Origin of the sequence: Burkholderia metallica, assembly GCF_001718555.1 — a bacterium.
GTDB classification, from domain to species: domain Bacteria; phylum Pseudomonadota; class Gammaproteobacteria; order Burkholderiales; family Burkholderiaceae; genus Burkholderia; species Burkholderia metallica.
The window spans coordinates 2,785,757-2,802,926 of the sequence record NZ_CP013403.1 but is presented as its reverse complement, the minus strand read 5'-3'; the positions used below and the strand labels follow the sequence as shown (position 1 = coordinate 2,802,926).

Genomic DNA, 17,170 nt, shown 5'->3' with positions numbered 1-17,170 from the left:
ATCGACGATCGACAATCAGTCCGGTGCGCGGCCGCGAAAGGCCGCGTCGGCCGGTAATCTGTCCCATTCGACAACAGAGGTTGAGCACGATGAAACTGCTTCGCTATGGCCCGTCCGGCCAGGAAAAGCCCGGTATTCTCGACGCGGACGGCCGGATTCGCGACCTGTCCGCGCATGTGCCGGATCTGTCCGGCGACGCGCTGTCCGACGCCGGTCTCGCGCGGCTGCGCGCGATCGATCCGGCCACGCTGCCGCTCGTGTCGGGCGAGCCGCGCATCGGCGCGTGCGTCGGGCAGGTCGGCAAGTTCATCGGCATCGGCCTGAACTACGCCGATCACGCGGCCGAAGCCGGCATGCCGGTGCCGAAGGAGCCGGTCGTGTTCGGCAAGTGGACGAGTTCGATCTGCGGGCCGAACGACGGCATCGACATCCCGAAAGGGTCGGTCAAGACCGACTGGGAAGTCGAACTGGGCGTCGTGATCGGCGCGACCTGCAAGAACGTCGACGAAGCGCGCGCGCTCGATTACGTCGCAGGCTACTGCGTCGTCAACGACGTGTCCGAGCGCGAATGGCAGATCGAGCGCGGCGGCCAGTGGGACAAGGGCAAGGGCTTCGACACGTTCGGCCCGATCGGTCCGTGGCTCGTCACGCGTGACGAGGTGCCCGATCCGCAGCGTCTCGACCTGTGGCTCGAAATCGACGGCCACCGCTATCAGAACGGCAACACGCGCACGATGGTGTTCACCGTCGCGCAGTTGATCGCCTATCTGTCGAGCTGCATGACCCTGCAGCCGGGCGACGTGATCACGACCGGCACGCCGCCGGGTGTCGGCATGGGCGTCAAGCCGTCGCCGGTATTCCTGAAGGCCGGCCAGACGGTGCGCCTCGGTGTCGAGGGGCTCGGCGAGCAACTGCAGCGCACGCGCGACGCGCGATAGCCGCGCACCCGGCGATCCCGCGAACGGGCGCCGGATACCCGCGATTCAACGGCAAAGGCCCGATTCCGCGTCGCGCGGAATCGGGCCTTTGGCATGGGTGCGCAGTCTTGATCAGACGACGTTGTCGAGTTCGCAATGCGCTTCCAGCCGATACCCGTCGGGATCGACGACGAACGCCGCGTAGTAGCCGGGGCCATAGTGTTCGCGCTTGCCGGGGCCACCGTTGTCCTGGCCGCCGTGCTCGAGCGCGGCGCGGTAGAACGCGTCGACTTCGACGGGCGACGCGGCCTTGAACGACAGGTGCAGCCCCGAATCGGGATCGGCGGCGATGGGGCGAGCCGCATGCTGCAACCACAGCTCCGGCTCGGTTGAGCCGTATCCGATGGCGTCGTCGTCGCTGTACAGCCGCTTGTAGCCGAGCGCGCCGAGGGTGCTGTCGTAGAAAGCCCGGCTGCGGCCGATGTGTGCAACGCCGAAAGAAAGGTGATCGATCATTGGGTTGGCTCCTTGGACTGACAGGGGATTCAGTGCAGCGTCGTTGTTTTAACCACCATGCCGGTTATGTTAGGAAGCGCCTTCGGGCTTGTCAACCGGCATGGTGGTTAGATACGATCCGGGCATGAGCGATACGCAACCTTCCGTCACGATGGACGGCCTGATTCCGGCGCCGCCCGATACCCTGAGCATCGATTTCGCGAACACGCTGTACTGGCGCGGCTGCGAGTCGCCGACGGAAACCTTCGGCACGATGGACGACCTGCTGGCATGGTGCCGGGAGCAGGCCGGCGTGCCGGCCGGCTTCGCGCAAGCGTGCTGCGCGCGCGGCGAAGCGGAGGACGAGCCGACGATGCTGGCGCGCGCGCTCGCGTTGCGCGAGGCGCTGTACCGGCTCTTTCATGCGCAGGCCGAACAGCGCGAGCCGCACGCCGACGATCTCGCGCTGCTCGGCGGTTTCCTGGCGGAAGCGGCGCCGCGCGTCGCGCTGGTGCGCATCGACGGCGGCTATGCGTGGCGGATCGGGGATCGCGGCGCGACGGTGGCCGGGCTGCTGAGCCCCGTCCTGTGGTCGGCGATCGACCTGCTCGGCGGCGTGCGGCTCGCGAAGGTCAAGCGTTGCGCGAACGACGAATGCCAGTGGCTGTTCATCGACGACAGCAAGAACGGCAGCCGTCGCTGGTGCTCGATGTCGTCGTGCGGCAACCGCGCGAAGGCGTACCGCCACTATCACAAGGCCGATTGACGCCAGGCCGACAGGCGGCCGGCTCGTTCGCGACGCGCGGCCGCCCCTACTTCGCCGACAACTTCCGCCACAGCGTCGTCTTGCTGATGCCGAGCATCGCGCATGCGCGGTCGCGGTCGCCGCCGCACGCGTCGAGTACCGCGCGGATCTCGTCGGCTTCCGCGCGACGGCGGCGCGCGTGCAGCGTGCGCGCATCGTCGTCGTCGGTCGCGTCGGGCGGCGCCGCGAACAGCTCGGGCGCGATCGCCTGCAGCGCGTCGGGAGCGAGCGTCGCGCATGCGGCGGCGGAATCGCTTTCATCGGCGTCCTCGGCGAGTTCCACCGCGATCCGCTCGATCACGTTCTGCAGTTCGCGCACGTTGCCGGGCCACCGGTAGCGCGCGAGCGCGGCCTGCGTCGCGCCGAGCACGCGCGTCGCGTCGGCGGCGTCGCGCAGGCGTTCGGCGAGACGCGGCTCGCGTCGCGCGGCCTGCACGAGCAGCGTGGCCGCGAGCGCCGGGATGTCGGCCGCGCGCTCGCGCAGCGGCGGCAGGCCGACGTTCAGGATGTTGAGCCGGTAGTAGAGATCCGCGCGGAACGTGCCGGCCTCGACGGCCGCGAGCAGCGGCCGGTGCGTCGCGGCGATCACGCGCACGTCGATGCGGATCGGCTCGGTCGAGCCGAGGCGGATCACCTCGCGCTCCTGCAGCACGCGCAGCAGCCGGCTCTGCAGCGACGGCGGCATCTCGCCGATCTCGTCGAGAAACAGCGTGCCGCGGTGCGCGGCTTCGAACAGGCCGGTCTTGCCGCCGCGTCGCGCACCGGTGAACGCGCCTTCCTCATAACCGAACAGCTCGCTTTCGAGCAGCGCTTCCGGAAACGCGCCGCAGTTGACCGCGACGAACGGATAGCTGCGCCGCGCGGACAGCCCGTGCAGGCTCTGCGCGATCATCTCCTTGCCGGTGCCGCTTTCGCCGAGCACGAGCACGGTCGCGTCGGATTTCGCGTAGCGGCGCACGAGTTCGCGCACGCGCGCCATCGGTGCCGATGCGCCGATCACGTCGTCGAGCGCATAGCGCGCCGCGAACTGCTGCGTGGTGGGCTGCGAACGCAGCGCGCGATCGAGCCGTTCGACCGCGCGCGATTCCTGGAACGTCAGCACGCTGCCCGACGTGACGCCGCGATCGACGAGCGGCCCGCGATGCACGACGTAGCGCACGCCGCGCACGGTCGCGAGCGCGTCGCCGTCCTCGCCGCGCAGCGTACGCAGCTCGGGCCGCAGGTCGACGAGCGCGCGGCCGACGGCCGCCGCGGGTTCGACCCCGAGCGCCGACGCAAGCCGCTCGTTGATCGCCTCGACACGGCCGTGCGCGTCGAGCGCGACCACGCCGTCGCGCAGATGCTGGAGCAGCGTGTCGAGCCGCTGGCGGCGGAACGCCTCGGCATGCGTCGCGTACGCGACTTCGAGCGCCGTCTCGACCGCCTTGCGCACCGACGCGTGCGAATACAGGAACACCGCGCCCATGCCGGCGCTCGCGGCGAGATCGGTGACGAGGCCGGGGCCGACGATCGTCTCGATGCCGCGGTCGTGCAGGTCGTGCACGCAGGCTTCCGCTTCCTGCGCGGACTGATATGACGCAAACTGCACGTCGAGGCCGTAGGCGGCGACGAAGCGGCGCACTTCGGGCGGCGTCTCGCCGGCGCTGACGAGCGCGATCCGCGACGCGTCGCGCCGGGCGCGCGCGAGCGCCTGCATCACGTCGAAGCCGGTCGGCGACACGACCACCACCGGCACCTGCGCACGCGTTTTCAGGAAGCCGCCGTTCGAGCCGGCCGCGACGATCACGTCGGGCCGCGCGGTGCCGGCCTCGGCGATCGCGCTGAGCGCATCCTCATAGGCGCGCGTGACGATGCGCACGTCCGCGCGTTCGTCGAATTCGCCGGCGATCTCGCGAAACAGGTCGCGCAGGCGGCTGATGCCCATCGCCCAGATGCGCGGGCGCACCGTGCGGTCGGCCGGGCCGACGGGCTTGGTCGAGGAGAGGTCCATGACGGCCGATTATGCGCGCGCGATTTCATTTTTGAAACATGAAATTGCCGAATTGAAATCGCCGGGCACCGCATCACCCGTGCCGGTTGCTTAAGAATCAGGGGGTTAGCGACGTTTCGCGACCTGGCCCGGTCCTTGCTGTAATCGGGCATTCCATCAGGAGGCCGTTCATGAGCAATACGCATCTTCAGAGCGCCGGCGCGAAATTCCGCGCGGCAGTCGCGGCGGAACAACCGCTGCAGGTGGTCGGCGCGATCACCGCGTACGCGGCCAAGATGGCGCAGGCCGTCGGTTTCAAGGCCGTCTACCTGTCGGGTGGCGGCGTGGCCGCGAACTCGCTGGGCATTCCCGACCTCGGCATCAGCACGATGGAAGACGTGCTGATCGACGCGAACCGGATCACCAACGCGACCGACCTGCCGCTGCTCGTCGACATCGACACGGGCTGGGGCGGCGCGTTCAACATCGCGCGCACGGTGCGTTCGTTCATCAAGGCCGGCGTCGCGGCCGTGCACCTGGAAGACCAGGTCGGTCAGAAGCGCTGCGGCCACCGTCCGGGCAAGGAAGTCGTGCCGACCGAGGAAATGGTCGATCGCGTGAAGGCCGCGGTCGATGCGCGTACCGACGACCAGTTCGTGATCATGGCGCGTACCGACGCCGCCGCGGCCGAAGGGATCGACGCGGCGATCGAGCGTGCGGTGGCCTACGTCGAAGCCGGCGCGGACATGATCTTCCCGGAAGCGATGAAGTCGCTCGACGACTACCGCCGCTTCAAGGCGGCCGTGAAGGTGCCGATTCTCGCGAACCTCACCGAATTCGGCTCGACGCCGCTGTTCACGCTCGACGAACTGCGCGAGGCGAACGTCGACATCGCGCTGTACTGCTGCGGCGCGTATCGCGCGATGAACAAGGCCGCGCTGAACTTCTACGAAACGCTGCGCCGCGACGGCACGCAGAAGGCGGCCGTGCCGACGATGCAGACGCGCGCCGAGCTGTACGACTACCTCGGCTATCACGAATACGAGCGCAAGCTCGACGAGCTGTTCGCGCAGGGCAAGAAGTAACGCGCCCGCATGGGGCCGCACCAGGCGCTGAAGCGCCAAGGCCGGCCCATGACTAACACCCCCGATACACAGTGGAGAACGGAAACATGAGCGAGACGAAAGACGCAGCAGCACCGGCCGCCGCAGGCGCATTCAAGCCGAAGAAGTCGGTGGCGCTGTCGGGCGTGACCGCGGGCAACACGGCGCTGTGCACGGTCGGCAAGACCGGCAACGACCTGCACTATCGCGGCTACGACATTCTCGACGTCGCCGAATCGTGCGAATTCGAGGAAATCGCGCACCTGCTCGTGCACGGCACGCTGCCGAACCTGACCGAACTGGCCGCGTACAAGGCGAAGCTGCGCGCGCTGCGCGGGCTGCCGAACGCGCTGAAGGCGGCGCTCGAGCAGATCCCGGCGTCCGCGCATCCGATGGACGTGATGCGCACGGGCGTGTCGGTGCTCGGCACCGTGCTGCCGGAGAAGGACGATCACAACCTGCCGGGCGCGCGCGACATCGCCGACCGCCTGATGGCGTCGCTCGGCTCGATGCTGCTGTACTGGTATCACTTCTCGCACAACGGCAAGCGCATCGAGACGGAAACCGACGACGATTCGATCGGCGGCCACTTCCTGCACCTGCTGCACGGCAAGACGCCGTCGAAGTCGTGGGTCGAGGCGATGCACACGTCGCTGATCCTGTACGCGGAGCACGAGTTCAACGCGTCGACGTTCACCGGCCGCGTGATCGCGGGCACGGGCTCGGACATCTACTCGGCGATCACCGGCGCGATCGGCGCGCTGCGCGGGCCGAAGCACGGCGGCGCGAACGAAGTCGCGTATGAAATCCAGAGCCGCTACAGCTCGCCGGACGACGCCGAAGCCGACATCCGCCGCCGCGTCGAGAACAAGGAAGTCGTGATCGGCTTCGGCCACCCGGTCTACACGATCTCCGATCCGCGCAACAAGGTGATCAAGGGCGTCGCGCACAAGCTGTCGAAGGAAGCGGGCGACCTGAAGCTGTACAACATCGCCGAGCGCCTCGAATCGGTGATGTGGGAAGCGAAGAAGATGTTCCCGAACCTCGACTGGTTCAGCGCGGTGTCGTATCACATGATGGGCGTGCCGACCGCGATGTTCACGCCGCTGTTCGTGATCTCGCGCACGTCCGGCTGGAGCGCGCACATCATCGAGCAGCGCATCGACAACAAGATCATCCGCCCGAGCGCGAACTACACCGGTCCGGAAGACCTGCAGTTCGTGCCGATCGAGAAGCGTTGAAACGCCCGCCGCGCGCGCCGGCGCCCGTGATGCGGGCAGCCGGCGCGCGCGCTACGTGTTACCCCGAATTCCGCCCCACATCATGAATACCGCCTACCGCAAACCCTTGCCCGGCACGTCGCTGGACTATTTCGACGCGCGCGCCGCGGTCGAAGCGATCGCGCCCGGCGCCTACGACACGCTGCCGTACACGTCGCGCGTGCTCGCCGAAAACCTCGTGCGCCGCTGCGATCCGGCGATCCTCGCCGATTCGCTGAAGCAGATCGTCGAGCGCAAGCGCGAACGCGATTTCCCGTGGTTCCCGGCGCGCGTCGTGTGTCACGACATCCTCGGGCAGACCGCGCTCGTCGACCTCGCCGGCCTGCGCGACGCGATCGCCGACGGCGGCGGCGACCCGGCGAAGGTGAACCCGGTCGTGCCCGTGCAGCTGATCGTCGACCACTCGCTCGCCGTCGAATGCGGCGGCTTCGATCCGGACGCGTTCGCGAAGAACCGCGCGATCGAGGATCGCCGCAACGAGGATCGCTTCCACTTCATCGAGTGGACGAAGAAGGCGTTCGAGAACGTCGACGTGATCCCGCCGGGCAACGGCATCATGCACCAGATCAACCTGGAGAAGATGTCGCCGGTGATCCAGGCGCAGGACGGCGTCGCGTACCCGGACACCTGTGTCGGCACCGACAGCCACACGCCGCACGTCGACGCGCTCGGCGTGATCGCGATCGGTGTCGGCGGGCTCGAGGCGGAGAACGTGATGCTCGGCCGCGCATCGTGGATGCGCCTGCCCGACATCGTCGGCGTCGAGCTGACCGGCAAGCGCCAGCCCGGCATCACCGCGACCGACATCGTGCTCGCGCTGACCGAGTTCCTGCGCAAGGAAAAAGTGGTCGGCGCATATCTGGAATTCCGCGGTGAAGGCGCGGCGAGCCTGACGCTCGGCGATCGCGCGACGATCTCGAACATGGCGCCCGAATATGGCGCGACGGCCGCGATGTTTTTCATCGACGGCCAGACCACCGACTACCTGCGCCTCACCGGCCGCAGCGACGAACAGGTGAAGCTCGTCGAGACCTACGCGAAGACGGCCGGCCTGTGGGCCGACACGCTGAACGACGCGCAGTACGAGCGCACGCTGACGTTCGACCTGTCGAGCGTCGTGCGCAACATGGCCGGCCCGTCGAACCCGCACAAGCGGCTGCCGACGTCCGATCTCGCCGCGCGCGGGATCGCCGGCCAGTGGGAAGAGAAGGCGGGCGAGATGCCCGACGGCGCGGTGATCATCGCGGCGATCACGAGCTGCACGAACACCAGCAACCCGCGCAACGTGATTGCCGCCGCGTTGCTCGCGCGCAACGCGAACGCGCGCGGCCTGACGCGCAAGCCGTGGGTGAAGAGCTCGCTCGCGCCGGGATCGAAGGCGGTCGAACTGTATCTGGAAGAAGCGAAGCTGCTGCCCGAACTCGAAAAGCTCGGCTTCGGCATCGTCGCGTTCGCGTGCACGACCTGCAACGGGATGTCGGGCGCGCTCGACCCGAAGATCCAGCAGGAGATCGTCGATCGCGATTTGTACGCGACGGCCGTGCTGTCCGGCAACCGCAACTTCGACGGCCGCATTCACCCGTATGCGAAGCAGGCGTTCCTCGCGTCGCCGCCGCTCGTCGTCGCGTATGCGATCGCCGGCACGATCCGCTTCGACATCGAGAAAGACGTGCTCGGCCATGACCAGGACGGCAAGCCCGTCACGCTGAAGGACATCTGGCCGACCGACGACGAGATCGATGCGATCGTCGCGTCGAGCGTGAAGCCCGAGCAGTTCCGCAAGGTCTACGAGCCGATGTTCGCGCGCGCGGCCGACGCGGGCGAGCGTGCGGCGCCGCTGTACGACTGGCGCGCGCAGAGCACGTACATCCGCCGTCCGCCGTACTGGGAAGGCGCGCTGGCCGGCGAGCGCACGCTCAAGGGCATGCGCCCGCTCGCGGTGCTCGGCGACAACATCACGACCGACCACTTGTCGCCGTCGAACGCGATCCTGCCCGATAGCGCGGCCGGCGAATACCTCGCGAAGATGGGCCTGCCGGAAGAAGACTTCAACTCGTACGCGACGCACCGGGGAGACCACCTGACCGCGCAGCGCGCGACCTTCGCGAACCCGACGCTGATCAACGAGATGGCGGTGGTGGACGGCGCGGTGAAGAAGGGCTCGCTCGCGCGCGTCGAGCCGGAAGGCAAGGTCATGCGGATGTGGGAAGCGATCGAGACGTACATGAATCGCAAGCAACCGCTGATCGTCGTGGCCGGCGCCGATTACGGCCAGGGCTCGTCGCGCGACTGGGCCGCGAAGGGCGTGCGGCTCGCGGGCGTCGAGGCGATCGCCGCCGAAGGCTTCGAGCGGATCCACCGCACGAACCTGATCGGGATGGGCGTGCTGCCGCTCGAGTTCAAGCCCGGCACGAACCGGACGACGCTCGGCATCGACGGCACCGAGACCTTCGACGTGATCGGCGAGCGCACGCCGCGCGCCGACCTCACGCTCGTGATTCACCGCAGGAACGGCGAGCGCGTCGAGGTGCCGATGACGTGCCGGCTCGATACGGCCGAGGAAGTGTCGATCTACGAAGCGGGCGGCGTGCTGCAGCGTTTCGCGCAGGACTTCCTCGAATCGTCGCAGGCGGCCTGATCGGGTCACACAGGGATAACGCACACATGGCTCACACTCCTCAAATCAGGATTCCCGCGACCTATATTCGCGGCGGCACCAGCAAGGGCGTGTTCTTCCGGCTGCAGGACCTGCCGGACGCCGCGCAGGTGCCGGGTGCCGCGCGCGATGCGCTGCTGCTGCGCGTGATCGGCAGCCCCGATCCGTACGGCAAGCAGATCGACGGGATGGGCGGCGCGACGTCGTCCACCAGCAAGACGGTGATCGTGTCGAAGAGCGCGCGGCCCGGTCACGACGTCGACTACCTGTTCGGCCAGGTCGCGATCGACAAGGCATTCGTCGACTGGACCGGCAACTGCGGCAACCTGTCGGCGGCGGTCGGCCCGTTCGCGATCAGCGGCGGGCTCGTCGATCCGGCGCGGGTGCCGCGCGACGGCGTCGCGACCGTGCGGATCTGGCAGGCGAACATCGGCAAGACGATCGTCGCGCACGTGCCGGTCACGAACGGTGCGGTGCAGGAGACGGGCGACTTCGAGCTGGACGGCGTCACGTTCCCGGCCGCCGAAGTGCAGCTCGAGTTCATGGACCCGGCCGCCGAGGAGGAAGGCGCGGGCGGGTCGATGTTCCCGACCGGCAATCTCGTCGACGATCTCGCGGTGCCGGGCGTCGGCACGCTGAAGGCGACGATGATCAACGCGGGAATTCCGACGATCTTCGTCGAGGCGGAAGCGATCGGCTATACCGGCACCGAGCTGCAGGACGCGATCAACGGCGACGCGAAGGCGCTCGAGAAGTTCGAGACGATCCGCGCGCACGGCGCGCTGCGCATGGGCCTGATCGACACGCTCGACGAAATCGCGACGCGGCAGCACACGCCGAAGATCGCGTTCGTCGCGAAGCCGGCCGACTACGTCGCATCGAGCGGCAAGCGCGTGAATGCGGGTGACGTCGACCTGCTGGTGCGCGCGATGTCGATGGGCAAGCTGCACCACGCGATGATGGGCACGGCGGCGGTCGCGATCGGCACGGCCGCGGCAATCCCCGGCACGCTCGTCAACCTCGCGGCGGGCGGCGGCGAGCGCAACGCGGTGCGCTTCGGTCATCCGTCGGGCACGCTGCGCGTCGGCGCGGAGGCGCGGCTCGAGAACGGCGAGTGGACCGTTACCAAGGCGATCATGAGCCGCAGTGCGCGCGTGCTGATGGAAGGCTGGGTGAGGGTGCCGGGCGACGCGTTCTGAGCGTTGGCGGTTTCAGCAGTGCGGACGCGGGCGGCTTCGGCCGCCCGCGTCGTTTTCGTCATCCGTGCAGGAAGCGGCGCAGTGCGTCGTGGCTGAGGCGGCGTGCGGCTTCGGACACGCGCGCACCGGGCACGATGTCGAAACCGTGCACGCCCCCGGGCAGCACGTGCAGTTCGGTCGGCACGCCCGCGCGCAGCAGGCGCTGCGCGTAGTCGAGATTTTCGTCAAGGAACAGGTCGAGCGAGCCGATCGACAGGAACGTGGGCGGCAGGCCGTCGAGCCGTGTCGCGCGTGCGGCGGCGGCATACGGCGACACGCCGTCGATGCCCGGCGCGTGACCGAGCAGCGAGGTCCAGCCGAACCGGTTGTTGGCCGCATGCCAGACAAACTCGCCGGCATGCGGATGCGGTGCGCGCGTGCAGGTGCGATCGTCGAGCATCGGATAGATCAGATGCTGGAACGCGAGCCGGTATTCGTTGCGGTCGCGGGCCAGCAACGCCAGTGCGGCGGCGAGGCCGCCGCCCGCGCTCTCGCCTGCCACGCCGATTCGCGATGCGTCGAGGCCGAGCGCATCGGCTTCGCGGAAGACCCACGCGAGCGCCGCGTAGCAGTCCTCGATCGCGCCGGGAAACACGGTTTCCGGCGCGAGGCGGTAATCGATCGAGATCAGTGCGCAGCCGAGCTGCGTCACGAGCGACCGGTGCACCGCTTCGAGATCCTTCGCCGCACCGCGCACGTAGCCGCCGCCGTGCATGTGGACGATCGCCGGGAGCGGGCGCGTGCCGGCCTCGGGCCGGTAGACGAGGACCGACACGTCCGGTGCGCCGGCCGGGCCGGGCACCTGGCGGTGTTCGAGCGTGCTGCCGACGAGGTCGGGCGGCGGCAGCGGCAGCACGCGTTCGCGCGACTGCGCGAGGTTGTCGGCGCTGAGCGTGACGGTCGGCCAGATCCTGAGCAGCGGGCGGATTTCAGGATCGACGAGATGCAGGGTATTCAACGCGCGGCTCCATCGTGGAGTTGGGCTGCGCGGTCACAGTACGCTGCGTGCGACGACCCAACGGTGTACCTCGGAAGGGCCCTCGAAGATGCGCATCAAGCGCGCTTCGCTGGCCATCTGCTGCAACGGCATTTCCTTCGTCATGCCCATCGCGCCGAGCGTCTGCATCGCATGGTCGATGACGCTCGACGCCATTTCGGTCGCGAACACCTTGACCATCGAAATCTGCGTTCGCGCGTCCTGCCCGGCATCCACGCGTGCGGCCGCTTCGTAGGTCATCAGGCGGCACGCGTGGATTTGCGTCAGCGCATCGGCGACCCACCACTGGATCGCCTGCCGATCCGCGAGCGGCACGCCGAAGGTCGTGCGCTGTTTCGCATGGTCGCACAACATCGCGACCGCGCGCTCGGCGCGCCCGATGCACCACGCGGCCATCTCCAGCCGCCGGTTCGCGAGCCGTGCCTGCATCGGCGCGAACCCGGCGCCTTCCCGGCCCAGCAGTTGCGCGCCGGGAAGGCGACAGTCTTCCAGCACGATTTCGTACGTGGCCAGCCCGCCGATCATCGGAATCCGGCGTTCGATGACGAAGCCCGGCGTGTCGCGCTCGACGATGAACGCCGACATGCCGCCGCGCTTGCCCTTGCTGCGGTCGGTGAGCGCCATCACGATCGTCCAGTCGGCTTCGGGCGCATGGCTGATCCAGATCTTTCGACCGTTCAGCACCCAGCTGTCGCCGTCCCGCACGGCCGTCGTGGACAACGCGCCCGGGTCGGAGCCGGCACCCGGCTCGGAGATCGCCATCGCGGCGCGCGTTTCGCCGCGTGCGTACGGGTCGAGATAGCGCGCGCGCTGCGCGTCGTCGGCCACTTCGCACAGCATCCGCAGATTTGGCGAATCGGGCGGCAGGATGTACGGGGTGACGGTCGTGCCGATCGCTTCGTTCACGCCGACCATCGCGACGGCCGGCAGGTCGGCGCCGCCCGCGTCGGGCGGCGCGTCGAGCCCCCACAGGCCGAGCTGCCGGGAGCGTTCGTCGAGGTGCGCGCGTTCGTCGTCGAGCAGCCCGAAGCGCTGGCCGTCGGCCTCGCGCGCCATCACGGCCGCTTCGAGCGGAATCAGCTCGTCCTTCACGAAGCGTGCGACGAGGTCGCGGATCATCCGGTGATCGAGTTCGAGTTCGAAATTCATGAGAGTCGATGAGGGTGAGGAAGGAGATGGCGATGCGGTCAGCCCGCATCCTGACGAGCCGCTGCGCCGCCGCGCAGCGTGCCGAGCAACGCGATGGCGCCGGCCGCGAGCAGCGCGGCGTTGAAATAGAGCCCGCCGCGCATCGATCCGGTGGCCGTGTTGAGAACGCCCATCAGGAACGGGCTCGCGAATCCGCCGATCGCGCCGGACATCGTGATCGCCGCGATCGCGACCGCCATCGCGCGCTTCGGCAGCGCGAGCCCCGGCAGCACCCAGAACGCCGGTAGCGCGGCGGCGTGCGTGGCGACCGCGATGCACAGCGCGATCACCAGCTGCGGCGTGCCCGCGACGCTCGCGAGCCCGGCGATCGCCGCCGCGCATGCGAGCATCGCGACCGCACCGTGCCCGCGCCATTCGCGCCGGCGTGCGGTGCGCCAGCCCATCCCGAGCATCCCGACGACGCCGCACAGGTAAGGCAGCGCGGACAGCAGCCCGATCTGCATCGCGCCATGCAGGCCGCCGCGATGGAGGATCACGGGCATCCAGAACACCAGCGCATAGCCGGCGGCCGCGATCGCGAAATTGGCCGCGCACAGCAGCCAGAAATCGCGGTGTGCGAGCAGCGGCCGCGCCGCGTGCGCGTTCGGCGTGCCGGCTTCGGCCTGCGTGTGCGCGGCGCGCAGCGCGGCCTTGTCGGCGTCCGACAGCCAGCGCGCGTCGTCCGGCCGGTCGTCGAGAAAGCGCAGTGCGACGAGGCCGAGCATGCTGCTCGGCAGCCCTTCGACGAGGAACAGCCATTGCCAGCCGCTCAGGCCGGCGGCGCCGTCGAAGTACGACAGAATCGCGCCCGACACGGGGCCGGCGATCAGCCCCGCGAGATACAGCGCGGTCATGAAGAGCGCGAACGCTTTCGCGCGCTGCCGCGGCGGATACCACGCGCCGAGATAGAACAGGATGCCGGGGAAGAAACCGCCCTCGAACACGCCGAGCAGGAAGCGACACGCGTAGAACTGCGCGGGTGTCGTGACGCACATCGTCGCGGCCGAGCCGAGCCCCCACAGCACCATGATTCGCGCGATCGTCTTGCGTGCGCCGATCCGTGCAAGCAGCGCGTTGCTCGGAATCTCGAACGCCATGTAGCCGAGGAAGAAGATGCCCGCGCCGAGCCCGTAGACGGCGTCGGAGAAGTGCAGCTCGGCCGCCATCTGCGCGTGCGCGAAGCCGATGTTGATCCGGTCGATGAACGACAGCGTGTAGCAGAGGATCAGGAACGGCAGCAGCCGGCGCGAGATCCGGCGGTAGAGCGCCGGCGTCGCGCCTTCGTCGACGGCGGTCGGTTGGGTCGAAAGGGTCGGGGTCATGGGCACTCCGTCAGAAGCGGTGAACGATGCCGAGCGCGAACACCTGCTCGGTGCCGGCAGGCTGCGGCTGCAGGCCGACGACGATGGTGTTGCGGGCGTCGCCGCCGTTCTTCATGTACAGGTAGCGCGCGTACAGCGACGTGCGCTTCGACAGCGGATGGTCGTAGCCGATGCCGAGCGCGGTCGCGTCGTTCGCCGAGCCTTTCACGTCGCGGCGCACGACCGACACGAGCACGCGATCGAGCGCGCCGAAGTCGATCGACGCGCCGGCGCTCGCGGTCGAGAAGGCGGGCAGGTTCGCCGCCGTGCCGACGCCGTACAGAAACGCGGCGTACAGCTTGACGTGCGCGAACGCGTAGTTGGCCGCGAACACGTAGTGGCGGGTGGTCGATGGCGAGACGAGGACGGGCGACAGGTTGCCGGCCGACGTGTCGCCCTGGAAGCCGGCGCCGACGTAGAGCCCGCCGATCCGGTACTGAAGCCCCGCGCCGTAGTTGCGCCCGGCCTGCGCGGACAGCGCGTTCGGCGTCGGGAAGCCATACGTGGCCATCACGCGCAGGCCGTTCCAGGCGGGGCTCAGATACGACACCGCCTGGTTGAAGCGCGGAATCGGCGGCGTCGTGTTGCTGGTGATCGTGTCCGTCGACGTCGCGAGCAGCGCGAGCGGCGACAGCCGTTCGTTGAGTCCGAACGGATCGCCGTCGTACACGACGTAGAACGCGGGTGTGTATTGCCGGCCGAGCCGGAGGTCGCCGTAGCGCGTGTTCTGCAGTGACACGTACGCCTGCCGGTAGAACAGCGTGCCGCCCTGGAACGAGCCGTCCGCCGGCGAGAAGCCGCTTTCCAGTACGAACTTCGTCGACGTGCCGCCGCCGAGATCCTCGACGCCCGTCAGACCGAAGCGGCTCGTCGACGAGCCGCCGCCGCTTTGGCGCGCGCTCGACAGGCTGCCGATGCGATCGAATTCGACGTAGCTGTCGACGATCCCGTACAGCGTGACCGACGACGCGTGCGCCGATGTGGCGCACAGCACGCATGCGCCGACCAGGAATGCTTTCCGTTGCATGAAGGTTGTCTCCGTTCCATGTCTTGTTCGCGCGCCCGCGTTCTGGGAGCGGTTGCGCGCTTTGTCGTCTTGCTGCGTCGTGCTCAGCGCCCCTTGAACACCGGCTTGCGTTTCTCGAGGAACGCGCGGGCGCCCTCGATCCGGTCCTCGCTCGCATAGACGTCGGGGCCGACGTCCAGCCGCAGCGCGGCGGCCACCGGCAGCCCCTGGCCGCGCGTCGCGGTTTCCTTGATGCGGCGGATCGTGAGCGGCGCGTTCGCGGCGATCGTCTGCGCCAGCTCGCGTACGGAGTCGTCGAGTGCGGCGCCGGGCACGACGCGGTTCAGCAAGCCGGCGCGCAGCGCGTCGTCGGCATCGAAGCGGCGGCCCGTGAACAGCAGCTCCATCGCGATCGCACGCGGCAGCATGCGCGGCAGCAGCACGCTCGCGAAGTTCGCGCCCATGCCGACGCGCGCTTCGGGCAGCGCGAAATACGCGTGATCGGCGGCGATCCGCAGGTCGCACGCGAGCGCGATCTCGCAGCCGCCGCCGACGGCGTAGCCGTTGACGGCCGCGATGGTCGGCTTGCGCAGCTCCAGGATCAGTTCGTGCACGTTGCGTGCGAGCCCGCGCATCGGCTGCATCCCGCGCATCTCGGGGTCGCCGAGATCGATGCCCGCGCTGAACGCGCGTTCTCCCGCGCCGCGGATCACGATGACGCGGATCGACGGGTCGTCGTCGAGCGTGACGAGCTCGTCACACAACCGCCGGATCGACTCGGCCGACAGCGCGTTGGCGACGTGCGGACGATGGATCGTCAGCCATGCGATGCCGTTGTCGTCGTCGCGCAGGATCGACGGGGCGTCGTCGCCCGTCGGTGTGGAGAACGAGGCGGATGAGGTCATGACGCGCTCCCGGTGACGTCCGCACGCGTGTCGTGGAGTACGCCCGCTTGACGCAGCGCGTCCCGGCGCGCCGCGTCGATGCCGATCGCGTCGAGCACGGTGTCGGTGTCGGCGGCGAACGGCTGCGGCGGCCGTCGTATCGATCCGGGCGTGCGTGACAGCTTGGCGGGGATGCCCGCGCCGGTGTACGTGTCGGTGTCGACGAACATCGCGTTGCGCGCCGCCTGCGGGTGGCCGAACGCATCGGCCACGGTGTTCACCGGCCCCGTCGCGACGCCGGCGTGCATCAGCCGCTCGACGACCTCGTCCGCCTGCAGTTCGGCGGTCAGCTGGCCGAGCAGCGTGTCGAGCGCTTCGCGATGCGCGACGCGCTGCGCATTGGTCGCGAAGCGTGGATCGCGCGCCAGCTCGGGCACGCCGAGCGCGTCGACGAGCCGCGCGAACGTGCGGTTGTTGCCGGCGCCGGTCGCAACCGGCTTGTCCTTGCACGGATAGACGCCGTACGGCGCGATCGCGCCGTACACGTTGCCGGTCGCGACGGGCACGTCGCCGGTCGCCATCCAGCTCGTGCTGACCGGATGCAGCATCGACAGCGCGGTGCTGAACAGGTCGATGTCGACGTGCTGCCCGAGGCCGGAGCGTGTCCGTTCGACCAGCGCGAGCAGGACGCTCGACACTGCGCTCAGACCCGCCGCGTAATCGACGACCGGAAACGGCACCTTGAGCGGCATGCCGCCCGGCTCGCCGTTGATCGACATGAAGCCGGCGAGGCCCTGCGCGACCGCGTCGTAGCCTGGAAACCGCGCGAGCGGGCCGTCGGTGCCGTAGCCGGAGATCGAGCAGTGGACGAGGCGCGGGAAGCGCTCGCGCAGGCAGTCTTCGTAGCCGATGCCCCAGCGCTCCAGCGTGCCCTGCTTGAAGTTGTCGATCAGCACGTCGGCCGTGTCGAGGAGGCGGAACAGCACGTCGCGCCCGCCGGGATGCGACAGGTCGAGTGCGAGATTGCGCTTGTTGCGGTTGAGTCCCCAGTAGTAACTGGAGATGCCGTTCGGCATCGCGGGGCCCCAGTCGCGCGTTTCGTCGCCCTGCGGCGGTTCGATCTTGATGACGTCCGCGCCGTGGTCGGCGAGGGTCTGCGCGCAGAACGGCCCCGCGTAGACGCGGCTCAGGTCCACCACGCGCACGCCTGCGAGGGCGCCTTCGTGACTGCTGCTCATGACGATGTTTCCTTCGATGTGGAGTTCGACGGG

Annotated in this window: 14 protein-coding genes; 6 read left to right on the top strand and 8 right to left on the bottom strand. The window is 68.9% G+C overall.

Annotated elements, in window-relative coordinates:
- The first annotated feature begins 89 nt into the window (after positions 1–89).
- A complete protein-coding gene (locus WJ16_RS31925) occupies positions 90–938 on the top strand; it encodes an ureidoglycolate lyase (protein ID WP_069260927.1) in 849 nt (282 codons plus the stop codon).
- Positions 939–1,049: 111 nt separating this feature from the next.
- Here the strand turns inward: WJ16_RS31925 and WJ16_RS31920 are convergent, their stop codons facing one another.
- Positions 1,050–1,433: a VOC family protein gene (locus WJ16_RS31920; RefSeq protein ID WP_069260926.1), complete on the bottom strand. Its 384-nt coding sequence runs from the start codon at positions 1,431–1,433 to the stop codon at positions 1,050–1,052.
- A gap of 100 nt (positions 1,434–1,533) precedes the next feature.
- Between WJ16_RS31920 and WJ16_RS31915 the strand changes: the two genes are divergently transcribed.
- Positions 1,534–2,178 carry a CGNR zinc finger domain-containing protein gene (locus WJ16_RS31915; protein WP_069260925.1) on the top strand — a complete coding sequence of 215 codons (645 nt, stop codon included), beginning with the start codon at positions 1,534–1,536 and terminating at the stop codon, positions 2,176–2,178.
- A 46-nt stretch (positions 2,179–2,224) separates the two neighbouring features.
- Here the strand turns inward: WJ16_RS31915 and prpR are convergent, their stop codons facing one another.
- The gene (gene prpR, locus WJ16_RS31910; protein WP_069260924.1) at positions 2,225–4,207 is read right to left on the bottom strand and encodes a propionate catabolism operon regulatory protein PrpR; all 1,983 of its coding nucleotides are present in this window, start codon (positions 4,205–4,207) and stop codon (positions 2,225–2,227) included.
- A gap of 170 nt (positions 4,208–4,377) precedes the next feature.
- On the opposite strand from prpR, the gene prpB reads away from it, so the two are divergent.
- From prpB to prpF, 4 genes are all read left to right on the top strand, one after another.
- Entirely contained in the window at positions 4,378–5,271 is an 894-nt protein-coding gene (gene prpB / locus WJ16_RS31905; protein ID WP_069260923.1) for a methylisocitrate lyase, read from the top strand.
- A gap of 86 nt (positions 5,272–5,357) precedes the next feature.
- Positions 5,358–6,530: a bifunctional 2-methylcitrate synthase/citrate synthase gene (prpC, locus tag WJ16_RS31900; RefSeq protein ID WP_027790338.1), complete on the top strand. Its 1,173-nt coding sequence runs from the start codon at positions 5,358–5,360 to the stop codon at positions 6,528–6,530.
- An 82-nt stretch (positions 6,531–6,612) separates the two neighbouring features.
- A complete protein-coding gene (gene acnD / locus WJ16_RS31895) occupies positions 6,613–9,207 on the top strand; it encodes a Fe/S-dependent 2-methylisocitrate dehydratase AcnD (protein WP_069260922.1) in 2,595 nt (864 codons plus the stop codon).
- Positions 9,208–9,233: 26 nt separating this feature from the next.
- Positions 9,234–10,424 carry a 2-methylaconitate cis-trans isomerase PrpF gene (prpF, locus tag WJ16_RS31890; RefSeq protein ID WP_069260921.1) on the top strand — a complete coding sequence of 397 codons (1,191 nt, stop codon included), beginning with the start codon at positions 9,234–9,236 and terminating at the stop codon, positions 10,422–10,424.
- A gap of 58 nt (positions 10,425–10,482) precedes the next feature.
- Here the strand turns inward: prpF and WJ16_RS31885 are convergent, their stop codons facing one another.
- The 6 genes from WJ16_RS31885 to WJ16_RS31860 all read right to left on the bottom strand — a co-directional run bounded on the left by WJ16_RS31885 (position 10,483) and on the right by WJ16_RS31860 (position 17,137).
- Positions 10,483–11,421: an alpha/beta hydrolase gene (locus WJ16_RS31885; RefSeq protein ID WP_069260920.1), complete on the bottom strand. Its 939-nt coding sequence runs from the start codon at positions 11,419–11,421 to the stop codon at positions 10,483–10,485.
- A gap of 33 nt (positions 11,422–11,454) precedes the next feature.
- Complete coding sequence (locus tag WJ16_RS31880) at positions 11,455–12,609, bottom strand: acyl-CoA dehydrogenase family protein (protein WP_059680269.1); 1,155 nt, start codon at positions 12,607–12,609, stop codon at positions 11,455–11,457.
- Positions 12,610–12,647: 38 nt separating this feature from the next.
- The gene (locus tag WJ16_RS31875) at positions 12,648–13,970 is read right to left on the bottom strand and encodes an MFS transporter (RefSeq protein ID WP_069260919.1); all 1,323 of its coding nucleotides are present in this window, start codon (positions 13,968–13,970) and stop codon (positions 12,648–12,650) included.
- Positions 13,971–13,980: 10 nt separating this feature from the next.
- Positions 13,981–15,036: a porin gene (locus tag WJ16_RS31870; protein ID WP_069260918.1), complete on the bottom strand. Its 1,056-nt coding sequence runs from the start codon at positions 15,034–15,036 to the stop codon at positions 13,981–13,983.
- Positions 15,037–15,119: 83 nt separating this feature from the next.
- Positions 15,120–15,920 carry an enoyl-CoA hydratase/isomerase family protein gene (locus WJ16_RS31865; protein WP_084636140.1) on the bottom strand — a complete coding sequence of 267 codons (801 nt, stop codon included), beginning with the start codon at positions 15,918–15,920 and terminating at the stop codon, positions 15,120–15,122.
- Positions 15,917–17,137 carry a CaiB/BaiF CoA transferase family protein gene (locus WJ16_RS31860; protein WP_069260917.1) on the bottom strand — a complete coding sequence of 407 codons (1,221 nt, stop codon included), beginning with the start codon at positions 17,135–17,137 and terminating at the stop codon, positions 15,917–15,919. Before WJ16_RS31860 ends, WJ16_RS31865 begins: the two co-directional genes overlap by 4 nt.
- Between the last annotated feature and the right edge of the window lie 33 nt (positions 17,138–17,170).